This window comes from Streptococcus sanguinis (assembly GCF_050225395.1).
In the GTDB taxonomy this organism is placed as follows: Bacteria; Bacillota; Bacilli; order Lactobacillales; family Streptococcaceae; genus Streptococcus.
In genome coordinates this window covers 1523500-1540020 of record NZ_CP071431.1, presented here as the reverse complement: position 1 = coordinate 1540020, position 16521 = coordinate 1523500, and the positions used below count along the sequence as shown (strand labels likewise).

Sequence of the window (16521 nt, the reverse complement as noted above, 5' to 3'; positions counted from 1 at the left end):
GGAAACCTTGGTTTTTTAACGTCTTAGAATTTTCTTTATAAGCTGAAGCAACTTAAACTTGAGAGGGTTAGGATAATAACGGAAAGTTCCCATTTTTCGAACGATGAAGCCATTGAAGTTTTGTTTGAAGCGCAGAACACCGTCAGAACCGTCGAAAATTCCCATAATGCCGAGGAAATTATAAAATGGAATGCCTCTCTTGATACTTTCGGTCATAACGTATTCCTGTAGCAGGGCTGGAGCGTAGAATTTATTAAACTCAGGATAGGAGCCGCTGAAGAGATAGGTTGCTTCCTGGGGGGTATAGATAAAGAGGCTGGCAGCCAGGATTTGGTCTTGGTCGCCGTACTTATCAATTAGTTCTTGGGCTTCAGTTTTGCGGGTTTCAAAGCTGTCAAACTGGCTGGAAAGCTCTCGCAGCTGATTTTGCTTCTTTTCAGATTGAGGATTTTTTTCCAAGTCAGCCTGCAGTTTCTGGATTTTTTGGCCCAGTTTCTCTTGGTCTTTTTGTAAGTTCTGAAGATAGTCCTTGAAGTTGAGACTGGCTGTCATAAAGTCCGCCTGCTGACCAAAGCTATCATAAAAATCTTGATAGTAGTCTAGTGGCTTGTCATCATATTCCCGCCGGTCAGAAGTAGCAGCTGTGATGTCTTTGAAAATGCTGAGTTGGTCACGTTCCAGCCTTTTTAGCTTGATACCAAAGGTATTCGCCTTTTTGACAGTCGCCTTACCATTTTTACTGAAGGATTTGAGCAGGTCTTTCTCCGTCAGACCAGCTAAGTCTTTGACATAATGCCAATCAGGCTCCCCGCCTGGATAGCCCGTCTGTAAACCGTCAAAGTCAAAGCCCAAGTCAGTCAGTTGCTGGATAAGCTCGACTTTTTCATCAGATGTGGGCTGGCCATTGCTGTCAAAGGTCTGATAAGTCTCGTAGGGCTTGATGATGAGCTCTAGAGCGCCTTCTTTTTTAGCGTAAGCCTGCAAAGATTGATAGAAGGGAGTCAAGTATTGAGCATCGGTAGAGACAGGGCCGCAGTTGATTTCCATATGGAGGCCGCCAGTCATCGGCATACTGTAGAGGACAGCAGACACCACTACCTGTCCCTGTGGGTCAGTGTAGCCAACATACTGGGTACTGAAGCCACGCTTGCTCAGCAGCTCTGCCATTTCTACGGTCTGCATGAAAGAGCGTTGGGAGCTAGCTGAGGTATGCTGGATGAATTCTTCTTGGCTGAGAAGTTTAAAGGTCATAGGCTTCCTTTCTGTTAATGCTTGCTGCGCAGTTTCTTTCTGAGTGTGTAGGCCAGATTAGAGAGGTGGTAGAGGGGATTAGTTGGCAGGTTGAACTCACCAGCGAATTCCTCAATGGTCGGATTGAACTTGGATTTAAAGCTATAGAGACCACCCTTGAGATCGTTTTCGATTCCGCCCATATTTTGCCAATCAGCTCCGCGCTCAAAAGCATGTTTGGCCGTTTCGTACCAAGTGATAATGGCTGGCTGGTAACGGCGGTATTCCTCGTCCATTCCGGCATAGATATTTTCAGAGGTTTTGCCGTATTCCAAGACCAGTGTGCCAGACAGGGGAACGACAGTAGCACCTTGGCTGATTTTGTCCTGCAGGAAGTCAATCTCTTCTTGGAGGCGTTTCTGTTCTTGCTGGTTATTCTCAATCTTGCCAGGCTTGGTTTTCTCGGTAAATTTCTCTGCTTCCTTGAGTGTCTTGGTCAGCTGAGCCTGCAAGTCTTCCAATCGTGCCTTTAGATCAATACTGGACAAGGTGATGTAGGAGTGCTCAGGATAAGTATCCAAGAGTTTTTGGTAATAGTCTTTGCCGCGTAGGTGGATGTTTTTTCTGTTTTCTGTCTTTTTCATCAAGTCTGAAAAGTCATCCAGTAATTCTGCTCCGCCAAATTGGATTTGGATGCCTTTGTTTCGGGATGTACGAATAGCCTGGCGAGTACTTTTAGAAAGCAACTCTTCGCTGAAATCTTTTTTATGAATATTGGCCTGCAAGCGAGGCTGGATGGTTTCGTCCAGAGACTCAGTCCGTCCGACCCAGACAGCTCCGGCTTGCTGCAACTGTTGAATCAGCTCAACAGTCTCTGTATTGTCTTGCAATTCACCGCCCATCTTGCTTTCTGCCAGAAAGAGGCTGGGGTCAAACTTGACAAAGAGCGCTTTTTTCTCCTTGGCAAATTTCTTGAGTGACGCCAAAACAAAGGCCAGCAGCTCCTTGTCACTATAGTCCATGATAGGGCCGCGCGGGATATAAAGCATGGTCATCCCCAAGGGCAGTGGTTTAATTAGGACACTGGCTGCGGCAACCAAGTGGTCATCTTTATAGAAGCCCAAGCGCTCATTGGCCCAGTTATCCTTAATTTGAGCCCAGGCTGAACTCTGCAGAAGGTTGGCCTGCGGATGAGCCGTGACAAAATCGTCGTGTTCCCGAGCTGAAATTCCAATTTTGTAATTAAACATTATTTTAAAACCCACTCTCTAATGGCGTGTGCTACGCCGGATTCGTCGTTCGATTTGGTAATATATTTGGCGATTTTCTTGAGTTCTTCCTTACCGTTTTCCATGACAACAGGAGAGCCAACAGCTTCCAGCATGGCGCGGTCGTTTTCTTCATCACCGATAGCCATAGTCTGCTCCTTGCTTAAGCCAAGTTTTTCAGCCAGATGAAGGATAGCAGCCCCTTTATTGACAGTCTTTTTGACAATTTCCAGATAGAAAGGAGCTGATTTAACCAGTGTATATTTTTCTGCTAATTCCGGTGGCAGCTTAGCAATGGCCGCGTCCAAAATTTCCGGCTCATCAATAAACATGCACTTGACGATTTCTTTATTGGCCATTTCCTCAGGTGTACGGTAGAAGATCGGCATGCTGACCAGATTGGACTCGTAAACAGTGTACTTGCCAATGTTGCGATTGGCTGTATAAATGCCGTCCTTGGTGATGGCATGCATGTGAACGCCTAATTTTCGCCCGAGCAGTTCGATATCCAGATAGTCCTCATAAGTCAATGTTTCTTTGATTAATTCTTCGCCAGTAACAGTATCCTGTACTAGTCCGCCGTTGAAGGTAACGACATAGTTGTCTGGCTGATTAAGCTCTAGCTCCTCGAGAAGCTTTTGAACTCCTGCAATAGGACGGCCGGTTGCAATGACGATTTTGACACCAGCAGCCTTGGCATCCTGAACAGCACTGAAGACTTCAGGAGTGATTTCTTTTTGGTTATTTAAAAGGGTACCGTCAATGTCAACGGCAACTAATTTGATAGACATATTATTCTCCGTAGGTAAATTGGTCGTTTTTGATATAGTGCATAAAGGTCTGGTTTTTTTCGCTGAAAAGTCCGGTCTCTGCAAGCATTTCCTTAGGGAAGTAAAAGCGATTATCGCCTTGTCTGGTCCCGGCTAGCGAATGAACGATAGGAGACAGGCTGGACAGTTCTGCTAGGCTGCCATCTTTTTGCAGAATTTCAATCTGGGTCCGGGGTTTTTCAACGTCAGGCCGGTAGAAATCATAAGGTAAATCAAAATTACGATGGATAGCAGTATAGTAATCAGGGTCGAAACCAACCTGTCCAACTAGGTCTCGCATGATATCCAAATGCGCTTCGTTTTCCTGAGAGAAGACGATAGACTTAAAGACCTTGCGGTTGATAAAACGCTGAGCCAGGTCAGATAAAATCTTGTCTGGACTAGTCATCCAAACTTGGAAATAGGTATTCATAACACCATCATCCAAGGCCAGATAATCCTGCAGTGTCACTCTGTTTTCAAAGAATGGAATGAGATTGGGCGATGACAGCGCAAAGTAATCCTTCTGAGCCGGATAGAGAAACTTGGCTCGCTTGAGCAGATTTTGCAGCAGAACTTCCATAGCACGGCTAGCCGGGTGGAAATAAACCTGCATGTACATCTGGTAGCGGCTGACTACGTAGTCTTCCACCGCATGCATGCCATTGCGCTTGAAGGCGATGCCGTTTTCTACTGGACAAATCACTCGTAAAATTCTGGTTAAGTCAAATTGTCCATAGGAAGCGCCAGTAAAGAAGGAATCGCGTAAGAGATAATCCATCCGGTCTACATCGATTTGGCTGGAAATCAGCTGGACCACCTGCTTATTGGGATAGGTATGGTTGATGACGCTAGCTACCTTTTCTGGGAAATCCGGCGAAACCTGCACCAGTACCTGATGAATCTCTGTTTCTGGACTGGTGATGATTTGCCGCGTAATGTCCTCGTGATTGGTATCAAAAAGGCGCTCGAAAGTGTGTGAATAAGCTCCGTGTCCCAAGTCATGCAGGAGAGCGGCTGTCATGGTCAGCAGACTTTCATGGCTGTCCCAGTTGGCTTGGTATTTTTCATTGAAAATCTTGGTGATGCGCCGAGCAATCTCGTAAGCTCCCAGACAATGCGAAAAACGGCTGTGCTCCCCACCGTGGAAAGTATAGCCGGAGGTACCCAGCTGTTTGATGCGGCGCAGCCGTTGAAACTCTTTGGTATTGATTAAATCATAAATAACCTGATGGTCCACATGGACATAATTGTGAACCGGGTCCCGAAATACTTTTTCAATCATGCTACCATTATACCACAAATCATAGTAGGAAAAAAATCAAAGCTGCAACTGAAAGAAGAGCAATTTTGTCCTTTTTTTGATAAAATAGGGAGAGAAAAAGAGAAACGAGATAAAGATGCAAATCAGAATAAAAAATCAAATCCAGCTGGACGGTCATACCGAGCTGATCGATCAGGCCTACGATACGGACTGGACGCAAAAGGGAGACTATCATTATCTGCTATACAAGAATGAGGAAGGGGAGAAAGTAGTTCTGAAATTTCATGATAAAGAGTTGGTTATGACGCGCTTTTCTGAGCCCAAGTCCATCATGCGCTTCATCAGTCAAGGGCAGGCGCTGGTTGGTATCCATACACCTGTGGGCTTGCAGCAGTTTGTGACCGATACTCCTTTCTATAAGGTTGATTTCACAAAACAGGTTCTACAACTTCATTATCAGCTGAAAACAGTTGATGGAAAGCAGATTTTTGCCAGCTATGAAATGGAGATTAGCTGGGGTTAATTGCTATTCTCCAAGAAAACTCTTGAAAATCATAATGTTTCCCCTTGCAAAAGCTTGAAAATTTGGTATAATAGTTTTTACTCAAGGGAGTAGCTAACGGAATAACCGTTACAAGGTCGTCAATACGAAAGAAATTTCCGGCCTTGTATGAAATAGCGAGACTTGTTAATAAACAGGTCTCTTTTTTGTTTCTGACTTTTGGATATGGCTGGTGCGACTTGAGATGATGAGTCCTAGTGGTCAGAAAATTTCAGAAATAAAAGAGGCCAAGAGGAGGAATACATTGTCAAAAGAACAAAAGCGCCAAGCTTTTTACACCCATAGTCCTGAGGAAATTTTCAAAACTTTGGACGCTTCAGAGCAAGGTTTGTCCAGTCAAGAAGCAGCCAAGCGTTTAGCTGATTATGGTCGTAATGAACTGGATGAAGGGGAGAAAAAATCTCTCTTAATGAAGTTTTTGGAGCAGTTCAAGGATTTGATGATTATCATCTTGTTGGTAGCAGCGGTCTTGTCTGTTGTCACATCAGGTGGTGAAGACATCGCAGATGCTTTAATCATCTTAGCGGTCGTAATCATCAATGCCATTTTCGGTGTCTATCAGGAAGGCAAGGCTGAAGAAGCCATTGCGGCACTCAAATCTATGTCCAGCCCAGCTGCACGTGTCCTTCGTGATGGCCATGTCACAGAAGTAGATTCTAAGGAGTTGGTACCTGGTGATATCGTTAGACTGGAAGCCGGTGATGTTGTCCCAGCAGATATGCGGCTTTTGGAAGCTAATTCACTGAAAATCGAAGAAGCAGCTTTGACAGGTGAGTCTGTTCCGGTTGAGAAAGATTTGACTGTTGAGGTAGCTGCAGATGCTGGTATTGGCGACCGTGTGAATATGGCCTTCCAAAACTCAAATGTCACCTATGGTCGTGGGGTTGGATTGGTTGTCAATACAGGGATGTACACGGAAGTAGGCCACATCGCGGGTATGTTGCAGGATGCGGATGAAACAGACACACCGCTCAAGCAAAATCTTAATAGCTTGTCTAAGGTTCTGACCTATGCTATCTTGGTGATTGCTGCAGTGACTTTTGTAGTCGGTGTCTTCATTCAAGGTAAAAATCCACTGGATGAGCTGATGACTTCTGTAGCCTTGGCAGTTGCGGCTATCCCTGAAGGTCTGCCTGCTATCGTTACCATCGTGCTGGCTTTGGGAACTCAGGTTCTGGCTAAGCGGAATTCGATTGTCCGTAAGCTTCCGGCTGTTGAGACTTTGGGATCAACTGAGATTATCGCTTCAGATAAGACCGGTACCCTGACCATGAATAAGATGACGGTCGAAAAAGTCTTTTATGACGGAGTCCTGAATGAAGCTGGACAAGATATTGAACTTGGACTGGAGCTGCCGCTCTTACGTTCGGTTGTTTTGGCCAATGATACCAAGATTGACCAAGAAGGGAAGTTGATTGGTGACCCAACGGAAACAGCCTTTATCCAGTATGCTTTGGACAAGGGCTATGATGTGAAGGCCTTTTTAGAGAAATATCCTCGTGTAGCTGAGCTGCCCTTTGATTCAGACCGTAAGCTCATGTCTACTGTCCATCCATTGCCAGATGGGAAATTCCTTGTGGCAGTCAAGGGAGCACCAGATCAACTCTTGAAACGCTGTGTTGCCCGTGATAAGGATGGAGATGTTGCAGCGATTGATGATCCTACTTCACAGCTGATTAAGTCTAACAATTCAGAGATGGCTCACCAAGCTCTGCGCGTGCTGGCTGGTGCCTACAAGATTATTGATGCAGTTCCGACTGACCTGACATCTGAAAATCTAGAAAATGATTTAATCTTTACTGGTTTAATCGGTATGATTGACCCAGAACGTGCAGAAGCGGCAGAAGCTGTTCGTGTCGCCAAGGAAGCAGGTATTCGTCCGATTATGATTACCGGTGACCATCAGGATACAGCTGAAGCTATCGCTAAGCGCTTGGGTATCATCGAAGAGGGAGATACTGAAGACCATGTCCTGACTGGTGCAGAGCTCAATGAGCTTTCTGATGCAGAATTCGAAAAGGTTGTTGGTCAATACTCTGTCTATGCCCGAGTTTCGCCTGAGCATAAGGTACGGATTGTCAAAGCGTGGCAAAACCAAGGTAAGGTCGTAGCCATGACAGGTGATGGTGTCAATGACGCACCAGCTTTGAAAACAGCTGATATCGGTATTGGTATGGGTATTACAGGTACAGAAGTATCTAAGGGTGCCTCTGATATGATTCTGGCAGATGATAACTTTGCGACCATCATTGTAGCCGTGGAAGAAGGACGTAAGGTCTTCTCTAATATTCAAAAGACTATCCAGTATCTCCTTTCAGCTAATACAGCTGAGGTACTGACTATTTTCTTGGCAACCCTCTTTGGCTGGGATGTGTTGCAGCCAGTTCATCTGCTTTGGATTAACCTAGTAACAGATACCTTCCCAGCTATTGCTCTGGGAGTTGAGCCTGCTGAGCCAGGTGTCATGAGTCATAAACCTCGTGGCCGTAAGTCTAGCTTCTTCTCAGGTGGAGTGATGAGCTCTATCATCTATCAGGGTGTCCTGCAAGGGGCTTTAGTTCTGGCGGTTTATGGTTATGCTATCTCTAATCCCGTTCATGTTGGTGATATAAAGGCTATCCATGCGGACGCTCTGACAATGGCCTTTGCAACGCTTGGCCTCATCCAGCTCTTCCATGCTTATAATGTAAAATCTGTTTACCAGTCTATCTTTACAGTTGGGCCATTCAAGTCTAAGACCTTTAACTGGTCTATCCTGGTTTCTTTCATCCTATTGATTTCAACTATTGTAATTGACCCACTGGAAAAGATTTTCCATGTGACCAAGCTAGACTTGTCACAATGGGCAGTTGTTCTGATTGGTAGCTTTGCCATGATTGTTATTGTTGAAATTGTTAAGTTCATCCAACGTAAATTAGGTATGGATAAAAATGCTATTTAACAGCAAAAAGTCATCTGCGGATGGCTTTTTTTATAGCAACCAAGACTTCATAGCTTTTTCCAATTTTCGTTCCTGTTTATTAGAAGTCTATGTGCAGTTGGACAGCAAAAAACAGCTCTCAGATGAGCTGAGAGCTGCAATTCAACATTTCCATTACTGAACTTCAATCACTGTTAAAGCATCTCGCAGTTCAGCTGCTAGGTGTTTTTTCTTATAGTCTCGAAATTCGGCTAAATCTTTAACAGCGTTATAACGCTTGTGCAGGCGATACATCTGGGGAATCTTATACTGAGGAAAGTCATTAAAAAAGTTCCGAGTCAGTTCCCATTCACGGATGTAGCCTAGAGGACGCATATGGTAGCGGACACCTTCGATGACACGGCTTTTGTGGCGGTGATGAAGATGGCCGAAAACGACTTCTTTCACTCTGTATTTGACAAAGAGTCGATGAAAAGCTTGGCTTCCTAGGAAGGCGTTGAAGCGCTGGAAATAGGGATGGTCGTATAGAAAGTCTTGATGGGGAACAAAATGCAGAGCAACAATAATGGGACCATCTAAAGTCATCAGCAGTTTTTCTAACTCTTGCAGTGTCTGAGCTGTAATGCTAGGGTCGTTGAGTTGACGCTCCAATCTGCGGTCAAACCAGAAATTTGTCTTGGTTCTCAGATGCTCTTCCTTGCTTTTTTCTGGAACAAAGCTGTAGTCATACCAGCCAGAAAAGCTGACGAGCTTGGTCCGGCCAAATTGCTGAATCTGAAAATCATAGTTTGAAATTTCTTGTTCAGAAAGTCCCAGCATATCGTGATTTCCTAGATTAAAAGAAAGGGGAATCTCTTGCTTCAAAGTTTCAATAAAGGGCAAACTAATCTTGGTCAGGTCGTTGGACAGGTCCCCAGCAATGTGTAGGTGGTCAATCCCTTCCTCTTTTAAAAGCTGGAGAAGAGCTTGGTGCTCAAAATCCCCAAACTGATTGGAGTCCAGATGGAGGTCGCTCATAAATCCGATTCTTGTCATGGTTTTAGTCTAGCATATTTTTCAAAACTTGGAAATGCTTAAGCACCCATGGAGAGTCTCCCTTTTATCTGAATACCTCATAAATTATCGTAACCATGTATTTCGTTTATTCATAGACGAAGTCTAGGAAGTCTTGAAATAATTCTTCCAACCCCATGTCATTATATTACTTTTCTAACAATTAGGTGACAAGGAGTCGCTTGCCTTGCCTAGCTAGGGAAAATCCGATAAAATGTAAGCTGCTGAATGTGAGATTAGGCAAACTGTTTAATTTATGTTATAATTAAACGATATGTGAAAAGAGGTATTTATGGACATTTCAGAAATTCGTCAAAAGATTGACGCAAATCGTGAAAAATTAGCTTCTTTCAGGGGGTCTCTTTGACTTAGAAGGTCTGGAAGAAGAAATTGCCATCTTAGAAAATAAGATGACAGAACCCGACTTTTGGGATGACAACATTGCAGCCCAGAAGACATCTCAAGAGCTGAATGAACTCAAGCAAACCTATGAAAATTTCCATCAGATGACCGAACTTTTTGATGAATCGGAAATCTTGCTTGATTTTCTGGCTGAAGATGAGTCGGTTCAGGGTGAGTTAGAAGAAAAGCTGGCCGAACTCGAGAAAATGATGACCAGCTATGAAATGACCCTGCTCCTATCTGAGCCTTATGACAATAACAATGCTATCCTTGAAATTCACCCGGGCTCTGGTGGTACAGAGGCCCAGGATTGGGGAGATATGCTGCTGCGTATGTATACACGCTTTGGCAATGCCAAGGGCTTCAAAGTAGAGGTCTTGGACTATCAAGCTGGTGATGAAGCAGGCATCAAGTCAGTGACTCTTTCATTTGAAGGGCCGCATGCTTATGGCTTGCTCAAGTCAGAAATGGGAGTCCACCGTTTGGTCCGGATTTCGCCATTTGACTCAGCTAAGCGTCGCCATACTTCCTTTACCTCAGTAGAGGTCATGCCAGAGCTGGATGACACCATTGAGGTGGAAATTCGCGATGACGATATTAAGATGGACACTTTCCGTTCGGGAGGAGCCGGTGGGCAGAATGTCAATAAAGTTTCGACTGGTGTGCGACTGACCCATATTCCTACGGGAATTGTGGTGCAGTCTACCGTTGACCGGACTCAGTATGGAAACCGCGATCGGGCGATGAAGATGCTACAGGCCAAGCTTTATCAGCTAGAGCAAGAGAAACAAGCAGCCGAAGTCGATTCACTCAAGGGAGATAAGAAGGAAATTTCCTGGGGCAGCCAAATCCGCTCCTATGTCTTTACGCCTTATACCATGGTCAAAGACCATCGGACTAGTTACGAAGTAGCACAGGTGGACAAGGTGATGGACGGAGATTTGGATGGTTTCATCGACGCTTATTTGAAATGGCGTTTGAACTAGGAAATGCAAGAGATTAGAATTAGATTGAAAGGAAATTTCAATAGATGTCAATAATTGAAATGAAAGATGTTGTCAAGAAGTATGGCAACGGGACCACTGCCCTGCGTAGTGTGTCTATTAACGTAGAACCTGGGGAGTTTGCCTATATTGTAGGCCCTTCAGGAGCGGGAAAGTCAACCTTTATTCGTTTGCTTTACCGGGAGATAAAGCTGGATAAGGGAAGTCTGAAAGTAGCTGATTTTGACTTAGCTAAGATTAAGAAGCGTGATGTTCCAATGCTGCGCCGTCAGGTTGGAGTAGTCTTCCAGGACTATAAACTTCTTCCTAAAAAGACGGTGTATGAGAATATTGCCTACGCCATGGAAGTTATCGGTGAGCGCCGCCGCAATATTAAAAAGCGGGTTATGGAAGTGCTGGATTTGGTTGGTCTTAAGCATAAAGTCCGCTCATTCCCTAATGAGCTTTCCGGTGGTGAGCAGCAGCGGATTGCCATTGCGCGTGCTATTGCCAATAACCCTAAAGTCCTGATTGCGGATGAGCCGACAGGAAACTTAGACCCAGATAATTCATGGGAGATTATGAACCTGCTGGAGCGGATTAACCTTCAGGGAACAACTGTCCTGATGGCCACCCACAACAGCCAGATTGTAAATACTCTGCGTCACCGCGTTATTGCTATTGAAAATGGCCGTGTGGTACGTGATGAAGCGGAAGGAGAATACGGATACGATGATTAGAAGATTTTTTCGTCATTTGATTGAGTCGCTTAAGAGTCTTACGCGGAATGGTTGGATGACTGTAGCGGCTGTCAGCTCGGTTATGATTACCTTGAGCTTAGTGGCTGTCTTTGCTTCAGTAATTTTAAATACAGCCAAGCTGGCAAATGATATTTCCAATAATGTCCGCGTTATGGTATACATGCGTAAGGATGTTTTCGATAATAGCGAAACGATTGTAAAAGAAGGTCAAACAGTTCAGAATGAAGACTATCACAAAGTCTATGATGCTCTGACTTCTATGAAAAATGTAGAGAAGGTTACTTTTTCTAGCAAGCAAGAGCAGTATAATAAGCTAACAGAGACCATGGGTAGTGAGTGGGATGTTTTTGATGAAGAAAATAATCCTCTTTACGATGCTTATATTGTTGAGACCAAGGCACCTAAGTATGTAGAATCTGTTACAAAAGATGCTCGTAAGATTGATGGTGTATCAGAGGTTCAAAATGGGGGTACCAATACCAAAAATCTCTTTGCATTTTCTAATTTCATCCAAACATGGGGATTGATTGGGACAGCGCTTCTGATTTTCATTGCTATCCTTCTCATTTCCAATACTATTCGGATTACCATTATTTCCCGAAGTCGCGAGATTCAAATCATGCGCTTGGTTGGTGCCAAGAATAGCTATATCCGCGGACCATTCCTGTTTGAAGGAGCGTGGATTGGCTTGCTAGGAGCGACAGTTCCGTCACTTGTAGTGTATTTGACATATGGTATAGCCTACCAGACTATGAATAAGAGCTTGGTAGGTCAAGGACTTTCTATGATTGATCCAAAACTCTTTAGTCCGATTATGATAGCAGCACTCTTTGTGTTGGGAATTCTTATCGGATCATTGGGATCTATCATCTCTATGAGACGCTTCTTGAAGATTTAACAAATCATAAAAAAACAGAGTTTGAAGAATTTCAAACTCTATTTTTGTTATAGTTAATTGCTTTAATGGCTACTGAGCTAAAAATGGATTAAAGATTTTTTCATGTGAAATAGTGGTATCATGACCATGCCCAGGATAAACAGCGTAGTCTTTAGGTAATACCAGAAGTTTCTCGCGAATGGATGTCAGCAATTGCTCCATGTTTCCTGTAGGAAGATCCGTTCGTCCGATGCTTTCCCGAAAGAGGGCATCGCCCGTCAAAACAAGGCGGTCATCTGGAAAGACTGGAGAGACACCTCCGATGGAGTGGCCAGGTGTTGCAAGCACATAGAAGTGAAAGCCTCCAAGATCATAGTCTGTTTCGTAGGAGAAAAACTCTTCTGCTGGTCGACAGATAATATCATCCAGATCAGCATGGCGCGCCAGACCAGATAGGTTATCTGTCGGTGTGTAGAGCCAGCTGCTTTCACTCTCAGCCACATAGACAGGTGGGGCAGCATAGTGCTCTCGGACCTTTTCTAAACTCATAATGTGGTCATAATGGGTATGGGTCAAGAGTACAGCAATCACAGGCTTGGCGAGTTCCTCTAGCTTGCGCTCAATCTTTTTCCAGTCACTGCCAGGATCGACGACTAGGAGGCCCTGGTTATTTTCTAAGATATAGGTGTTTTCAAAAGCAACAAGGTTGATAATTTTATGAATCTTCATTTGATTTCCTCGGAAAATGTATTCTGCTATTGAGTGTAACAGAAAAGAAAATTTTTTGCACAGAATTGCTTCATAGACTATGGCTGAAAATTTTCAGATGTTTCAGAATGGCTTTTATGATATAATCATAGCAGTATGACACAAAATGATTATAAGTATGCCGTTGTGGACTTGGAGGCTACAGGAACGGGCAGCAGTGCAAAGATTATCCAGATTGGCATTGTTCTGATTGAGAATGGAATCATTACCAAGACTTATGAAACAGATGTCAATCCTCATGAGGAACTGGATGAGCATATCAAAGAGCTGACAGGTTTGGATGATGAGCGGCTTGGCCGAGCACCGGAGTTTTCTCAGGTAGCAGCTGAGGTATATGAGTTGATTCAGGATGCGATTTTTGTCGCTCATAATGTCAAGTTTGACGCTAATCTACTAGCAGAGGCCCTTTTCTGGGAAGGGTTTGACTTGCTGACACCGCGTGTGGACACGGTAGAGTTGGCTCAGGTCTTCTACCCGACTTTTGATAAATACTCCTTGGGCAATCTTTGCAATTTGCTGGATATTTCTTTGGAAAACGCCCATACTGCTCTGGCAGATGCTCAAGCAACGGCTCAGCTATTTTTAAAAATACAAGACAAAATCAAGAGCCTGCCCAAGGTCTTGGTTGAGAAAATGCTAACTTTGGCGGATAGCATTATCTATGAGTCGCGTCTGGCTATCGAGGAAGTTTATCAGACAATGCCGGATCAGCAAGATAAGGAACTGCAATCCTGCCATGGTATTTTCCTGCGACGTCCCCAAAAGCTGACTTCGGAAAAGAAGCTGTCGCAGGATTTCCTGACCAATCTATACCTGCTGGGCTTAGAAGAGCGGCCAGAACAGCTCAAGTTTGCTCGCTTTATGGAGGAAGCTCTGGACCAGCAGGAGGCTAGTTTTTTAGAGGCGCAGACAGGCTTAGGTAAGACCTTTGGCTACTTGCTGCCTATCTTGTCTAGAGGTCAAGAAAAAGTACTAGTGACGGTTCCGACTAAGATCCTGCAGGACCAGCTGCTGCAAAAGGAAGGGCGATTGTTGGAGGAAGTATTTGGTATTTCCTTTCACAGTCTCAAGAGTCCGGAGAATTATATCAAGCTGGACCATTTCTATCAGACACTGGACAGGGAATATGACAACCGTCTGGTTAATCGCTGTAAGCTGCAACTCTTGGTTTGGCTGACAGAAACTAAAACAGGTGATTTGAACGAAATCGGGCAGGCTCATCGCTTCTCAAGCTACTTCAATGAAATCCGTCATGATGGCAAGCTAAGCAAACATTCTCTTTTTTATGAGGAAGATTTTTGGCGGTTGGGACAGGTCAAGTCGGCTACTAGTCGAGTCGTGATTACTAATCATGCTTACCTGCTGACGCGTTTAGAGGATGACCAGTCTTTGCTGGACAATCGTGTTCTGGTAGTTGATGAGGCTCAGAAGATGTTTTTCGCCTTGGAAAGTTTCTCTCAGGCCAGTATAAATCTAACTAAAACGCTGCAGCAGATAAATCATCTCCTTCAGGAAGAAGGGGAACTTCTGCGGCAACGGCTTTTGCAAAGCATTCAGTTTGAGCTGGCTGATGCCGCAGAGAAGCATCGCAAGAAAGCATCTGAGCTAAGTCCGGAAAAGATTGCCCGACTGCTTCAGGATGTGTCCGAGTTAAAGACTAGTGCACTGCCTGAGCTACAGCACTTGTTCAGTGGCAAATACCAGTATTATTGGTTGGTTGATGAAGTTTTGGCAGATCATCGCTTGATGACTCTGCATGCTGGCCGTTCAGAATTACTGCATTTTACCGACTTCCTGCCTGAAAGTACCAAGGTTATCTTGGTTTCGTCTACTCTGGAAATCAGCTCTAAGGTCAATTTGGCGCAGTTGCTAGGCTTTGAAAGTTATCACTTTTACAAGCTGAGAAGTAAAAAGAAGCCACTGCAGAAGCTCTTTTTAGATGAAAGTTTTCCAGCAGTAGTGGATTTGTCAACTGAGGATTTTGCTCGAGAGATTGTGGCTTGCCTGCAAGAAGTGGCGGAACTCGGTCTGCCTATCGTCGTCCTCTTCACCTCTAAAGACTTGCTTTTGACTGTTTCGGACTTGCTGGCTCTGCCGCATTTGGCCCAATATAAAAATGGCGATGCAGGTAATATCAAGCGGCGTTTCGATAGAGGAGAAGCAAGTATTCTGTTAGGCTCTGGCAGCTTCTGGGAGGGGGCGGATTTTGCTGAGCAAGACCAGATTATTCAGCTGATCACGCGGATTCCATTTGACAATCCCAAGGATTTCTTTGTACAGAAGATTAACAGCCGCCTGAAAGCGGAAGGTAAGAATGCCTTTTATGATTATCAACTGCCTCTTGCCATCTTACGGCTTAAGCAGGCTATTGGCCGGACTCGGCGTAATGAGTATCAGAGGTCAGCTGTCATTCTTTTGGACAATCGCATCTCTAGTAAACGCTATGGCAAGCAGATTCAGCATCATCTATCACAATTGGCTTCTTTGGATATTCTGCCAGAGGCAGCCATTATGCATGAATTACAAGACTTTTTTGACTGAAGCTATCTCAAATCAGCTGAGTTTTATTGGCTGATTTTTTAGTTCCATTCAGATTTTTGGGAAAGAATTTGTTATAATGAGAGGCATAAGAAAGAAGGAGTGCTCGTGAAAAAATATTTACCAGGAATTCTGTTATCCTTTGGCATAGCGGCTGTTTCTATCTTTTTAGGCGGCTTGCTTCCCTTGATAGGCTCTAGTGTTTTGGCTATTGTCTTTGGGATTGTTTTGAACAACAGCATGAAGCTGCCGGCTGTTTTTCAGGAAGGACTCAGCTATTCAGGGAAGAAATTGCTGCAGTATTCCATCATCTTTTTGGGATTTTCCATGTCCATTGGTCAGGTTTCTGAGACAGGGATTTCTTCTCTTCGTATCAGTCTTATTACGATTCTGATAGCCTTTCTGGCGGCCTATCTGGCTGGCCGTTTCTTTAAGATGAATCGTGTCTTGACTATTTTAATTGGTTTTGGAACAGCCATCTGCGGTGGCTCTGCCATAGCGGCTGCTTCACCAATCTTGGAAGCTGATGAAGAGGAAATCGCTCTGTCTATCTCCACTATTTTCTTTTTCAATATTTTAGCAGTATTCATTTTCCCTTTTTTAGGGCATTTGTTGCAGATGTCGGATACCTTTTTCGGGACTTGGGCTGGAACAGCCATCAATGATACTTCGTCAGTAGTGGCGGCAGGCTATACATATAGCCCGTCAGCTGGCGACTTGGCGACCATTGTTAAGCTTAGTCGGGCTCTGATGATTGTACCGGCCTGCTTGATCTTCGCAGCTTATCGCTATATCAAGTCTAAGCAGTCATCACAAAAGACAAACTTGAAACAGATTTTTCCTTGGTTTATAGCTTGGTTTGTCCTAGCTTCACTTATCAGCAGTCTTGGATTTCTACCTGCTGCTGTCATCCCTTATACAAAATTCATTTCTCAGTGGCTGATGGCTATGGCCTTGGCAGCTATTGGCGCCAAGGTTTCCTTTAAGCAGTTTAAGCAAGCAGGAGCAGCGCCTTTGCTGACTGGTGCCTTTGCTTGGTTCTGCGTCGCTGTTTCTAGCTTGATTATCCAGTATTTTTTCTAAAAA

The 16521-nt window shown here is 44.3% G+C and carries 13 protein-coding genes; 7 read left to right on the top strand and 6 right to left on the bottom strand.

Annotated features, from left to right (window positions below; all coding sequences use genetic code 11):
• Positions 1 to 15 precede the first annotated feature (15 nt).
• The 4 genes from J1C81_RS07505 to J1C81_RS07490 are packed head-to-tail and all read right to left on the bottom strand — an operon-like array spanning position 16 to position 4592.
• A complete protein-coding gene (locus tag J1C81_RS07505) occupies positions 16 to 1251 on the bottom strand; it encodes an aminoacyltransferase (RefSeq protein ID WP_002897834.1) in 1236 nt (411 codons plus the stop codon).
• A gap of 14 nt (positions 1252 to 1265) precedes the next feature.
• Entirely contained in the window at positions 1266 to 2480 is a 1215-nt protein-coding gene (locus tag J1C81_RS07500; protein WP_002915503.1) for an aminoacyltransferase, read from the bottom strand.
• Positions 2480 to 3289 carry a sugar-phosphatase gene (gene yidA, locus J1C81_RS07495; protein ID WP_002915502.1) on the bottom strand — a complete coding sequence of 270 codons (810 nt, stop codon included), beginning with the start codon at positions 3287 to 3289 and terminating at the stop codon, positions 2480 to 2482. Before yidA ends, J1C81_RS07500 begins: the two co-directional genes overlap by 1 nt.
• A 1-nt stretch (position 3290) precedes the next feature.
• Entirely contained in the window at positions 3291 to 4592 is a 1302-nt protein-coding gene (locus tag J1C81_RS07490; protein WP_002915501.1) for an HD domain-containing protein, read from the bottom strand.
• Between the two features lie 115 nt (positions 4593 to 4707).
• Here J1C81_RS07490 and J1C81_RS07485 point away from each other — a divergent pair, with 115 nt between their 5' ends.
• Entirely contained in the window at positions 4708 to 5094 is a 387-nt protein-coding gene (locus tag J1C81_RS07485; RefSeq protein ID WP_002915500.1) for a DUF1934 domain-containing protein, read from the top strand.
• A 283-nt stretch (positions 5095 to 5377) separates the two neighbouring features.
• A complete protein-coding gene (locus J1C81_RS07480; RefSeq protein WP_032909741.1) occupies positions 5378 to 8074 on the top strand; it encodes a cation-translocating P-type ATPase in 2697 nt (898 codons plus the stop codon).
• 153 nt (positions 8075 to 8227) lie between these two features.
• Here J1C81_RS07480 and J1C81_RS07475 read toward each other — a convergent pair whose 3' ends face one another.
• Positions 8228 to 9088, bottom strand: coding sequence for a metallophosphoesterase (locus J1C81_RS07475; RefSeq protein WP_002915497.1), 861 nt, complete (start codon positions 9086 to 9088; stop codon positions 8228 to 8230).
• Between the two features lie 310 nt (positions 9089 to 9398).
• On the opposite strand from J1C81_RS07475, the gene prfB reads away from it, so the two are divergent.
• From prfB to ftsX, 3 genes are all read left to right on the top strand, one after another.
• Positions 9399 to 10494 (top strand): peptide chain release factor 2 gene (gene prfB, locus J1C81_RS07470; RefSeq protein WP_097677707.1). Its coding sequence is split into 2 segments (ribosomal slippage): positions 9399 to 9470 and positions 9472 to 10494, totalling 1095 coding nucleotides; the frame shifts between segments, so codons are not numbered across the junction.
• A 44-nt stretch (positions 10495 to 10538) separates the two neighbouring features.
• Positions 10539 to 11231 (top strand): cell division ATP-binding protein FtsE, encoded by a 693-nt coding sequence (gene ftsE, locus J1C81_RS07465; protein WP_002895890.1) that lies wholly within the window; start codon positions 10539 to 10541, stop codon positions 11229 to 11231.
• The gene (gene ftsX, locus J1C81_RS07460) at positions 11224 to 12150 is read left to right on the top strand and encodes a permease-like cell division protein FtsX (RefSeq protein ID WP_002895888.1); all 927 of its coding nucleotides are present in this window, start codon (positions 11224 to 11226) and stop codon (positions 12148 to 12150) included. The genes ftsE and ftsX overlap by 8 nt, the downstream gene beginning before the upstream one ends.
• A gap of 69 nt (positions 12151 to 12219) precedes the next feature.
• On the opposite strand, the gene J1C81_RS07455 is transcribed toward ftsX, so the two are convergent.
• The gene (locus J1C81_RS07455) at positions 12220 to 12858 is read right to left on the bottom strand and encodes an MBL fold metallo-hydrolase (protein WP_002915496.1); all 639 of its coding nucleotides are present in this window, start codon (positions 12856 to 12858) and stop codon (positions 12220 to 12222) included.
• A 135-nt stretch (positions 12859 to 12993) separates the two neighbouring features.
• On the opposite strand from J1C81_RS07455, the gene J1C81_RS07450 reads away from it, so the two are divergent.
• Both J1C81_RS07450 and J1C81_RS07445 read left to right on the top strand, forming a co-directional pair.
• A complete protein-coding gene (locus tag J1C81_RS07450) occupies positions 12994 to 15438 on the top strand; it encodes a bifunctional DnaQ family exonuclease/ATP-dependent helicase (protein WP_002915495.1) in 2445 nt (814 codons plus the stop codon).
• Positions 15439 to 15537: 99 nt separating this feature from the next.
• Positions 15538 to 16518: a YeiH family protein gene (locus tag J1C81_RS07445; RefSeq protein WP_002915494.1), complete on the top strand. Its 981-nt coding sequence runs from the start codon at positions 15538 to 15540 to the stop codon at positions 16516 to 16518.
• The last annotated feature ends 3 nt before the right edge of the window (positions 16519 to 16521 follow it).

Excerpts from the sequence above, each read along its gene's own strand:
- J1C81_RS07455 (WP_002915496.1), bottom strand. The coding sequence starts at position 12,858 with ATGAAGATTCATAAAATTATCAACCTTGTTGCTTTTGAAAACACCTAT.
- J1C81_RS07490 (WP_002915501.1), bottom strand. The coding sequence starts at position 4,592 with ATGATTGAAAAAGTATTTCGGGACCCGGTTCACAATTATGTCCATGTG.
- ftsE (WP_002895890.1), top strand. The coding sequence starts at position 10,539 with ATGTCAATAATTGAAATGAAAGATGTTGTCAAGAAGTATGGCAACGGG.
- ftsX (WP_002895888.1), top strand. The coding sequence starts at position 11,224 with ATGATTAGAAGATTTTTTCGTCATTTGATTGAGTCGCTTAAGAGTCTT.
- yidA (WP_002915502.1), bottom strand. The coding sequence starts at position 3,289 with ATGTCTATCAAATTAGTTGCCGTTGACATTGACGGTACCCTTTTAAAT.
- J1C81_RS07475 (WP_002915497.1), bottom strand. The coding sequence starts at position 9,088 with ATGACAAGAATCGGATTTATGAGCGACCTCCATCTGGACTCCAATCAG.
- J1C81_RS07505 (WP_002897834.1), bottom strand. The coding sequence starts at position 1,251 with ATGACCTTTAAACTTCTCAGCCAAGAAGAATTCATCCAGCATACCTCA.
- J1C81_RS07500 (WP_002915503.1), bottom strand. The coding sequence starts at position 2,480 with ATGTTTAATTACAAAATTGGAATTTCAGCTCGGGAACACGACGATTTT.
- J1C81_RS07485 (WP_002915500.1), top strand. The coding sequence starts at position 4,708 with ATGCAAATCAGAATAAAAAATCAAATCCAGCTGGACGGTCATACCGAG.
- J1C81_RS07450 (WP_002915495.1), top strand. The coding sequence starts at position 12,994 with ATGACACAAAATGATTATAAGTATGCCGTTGTGGACTTGGAGGCTACA.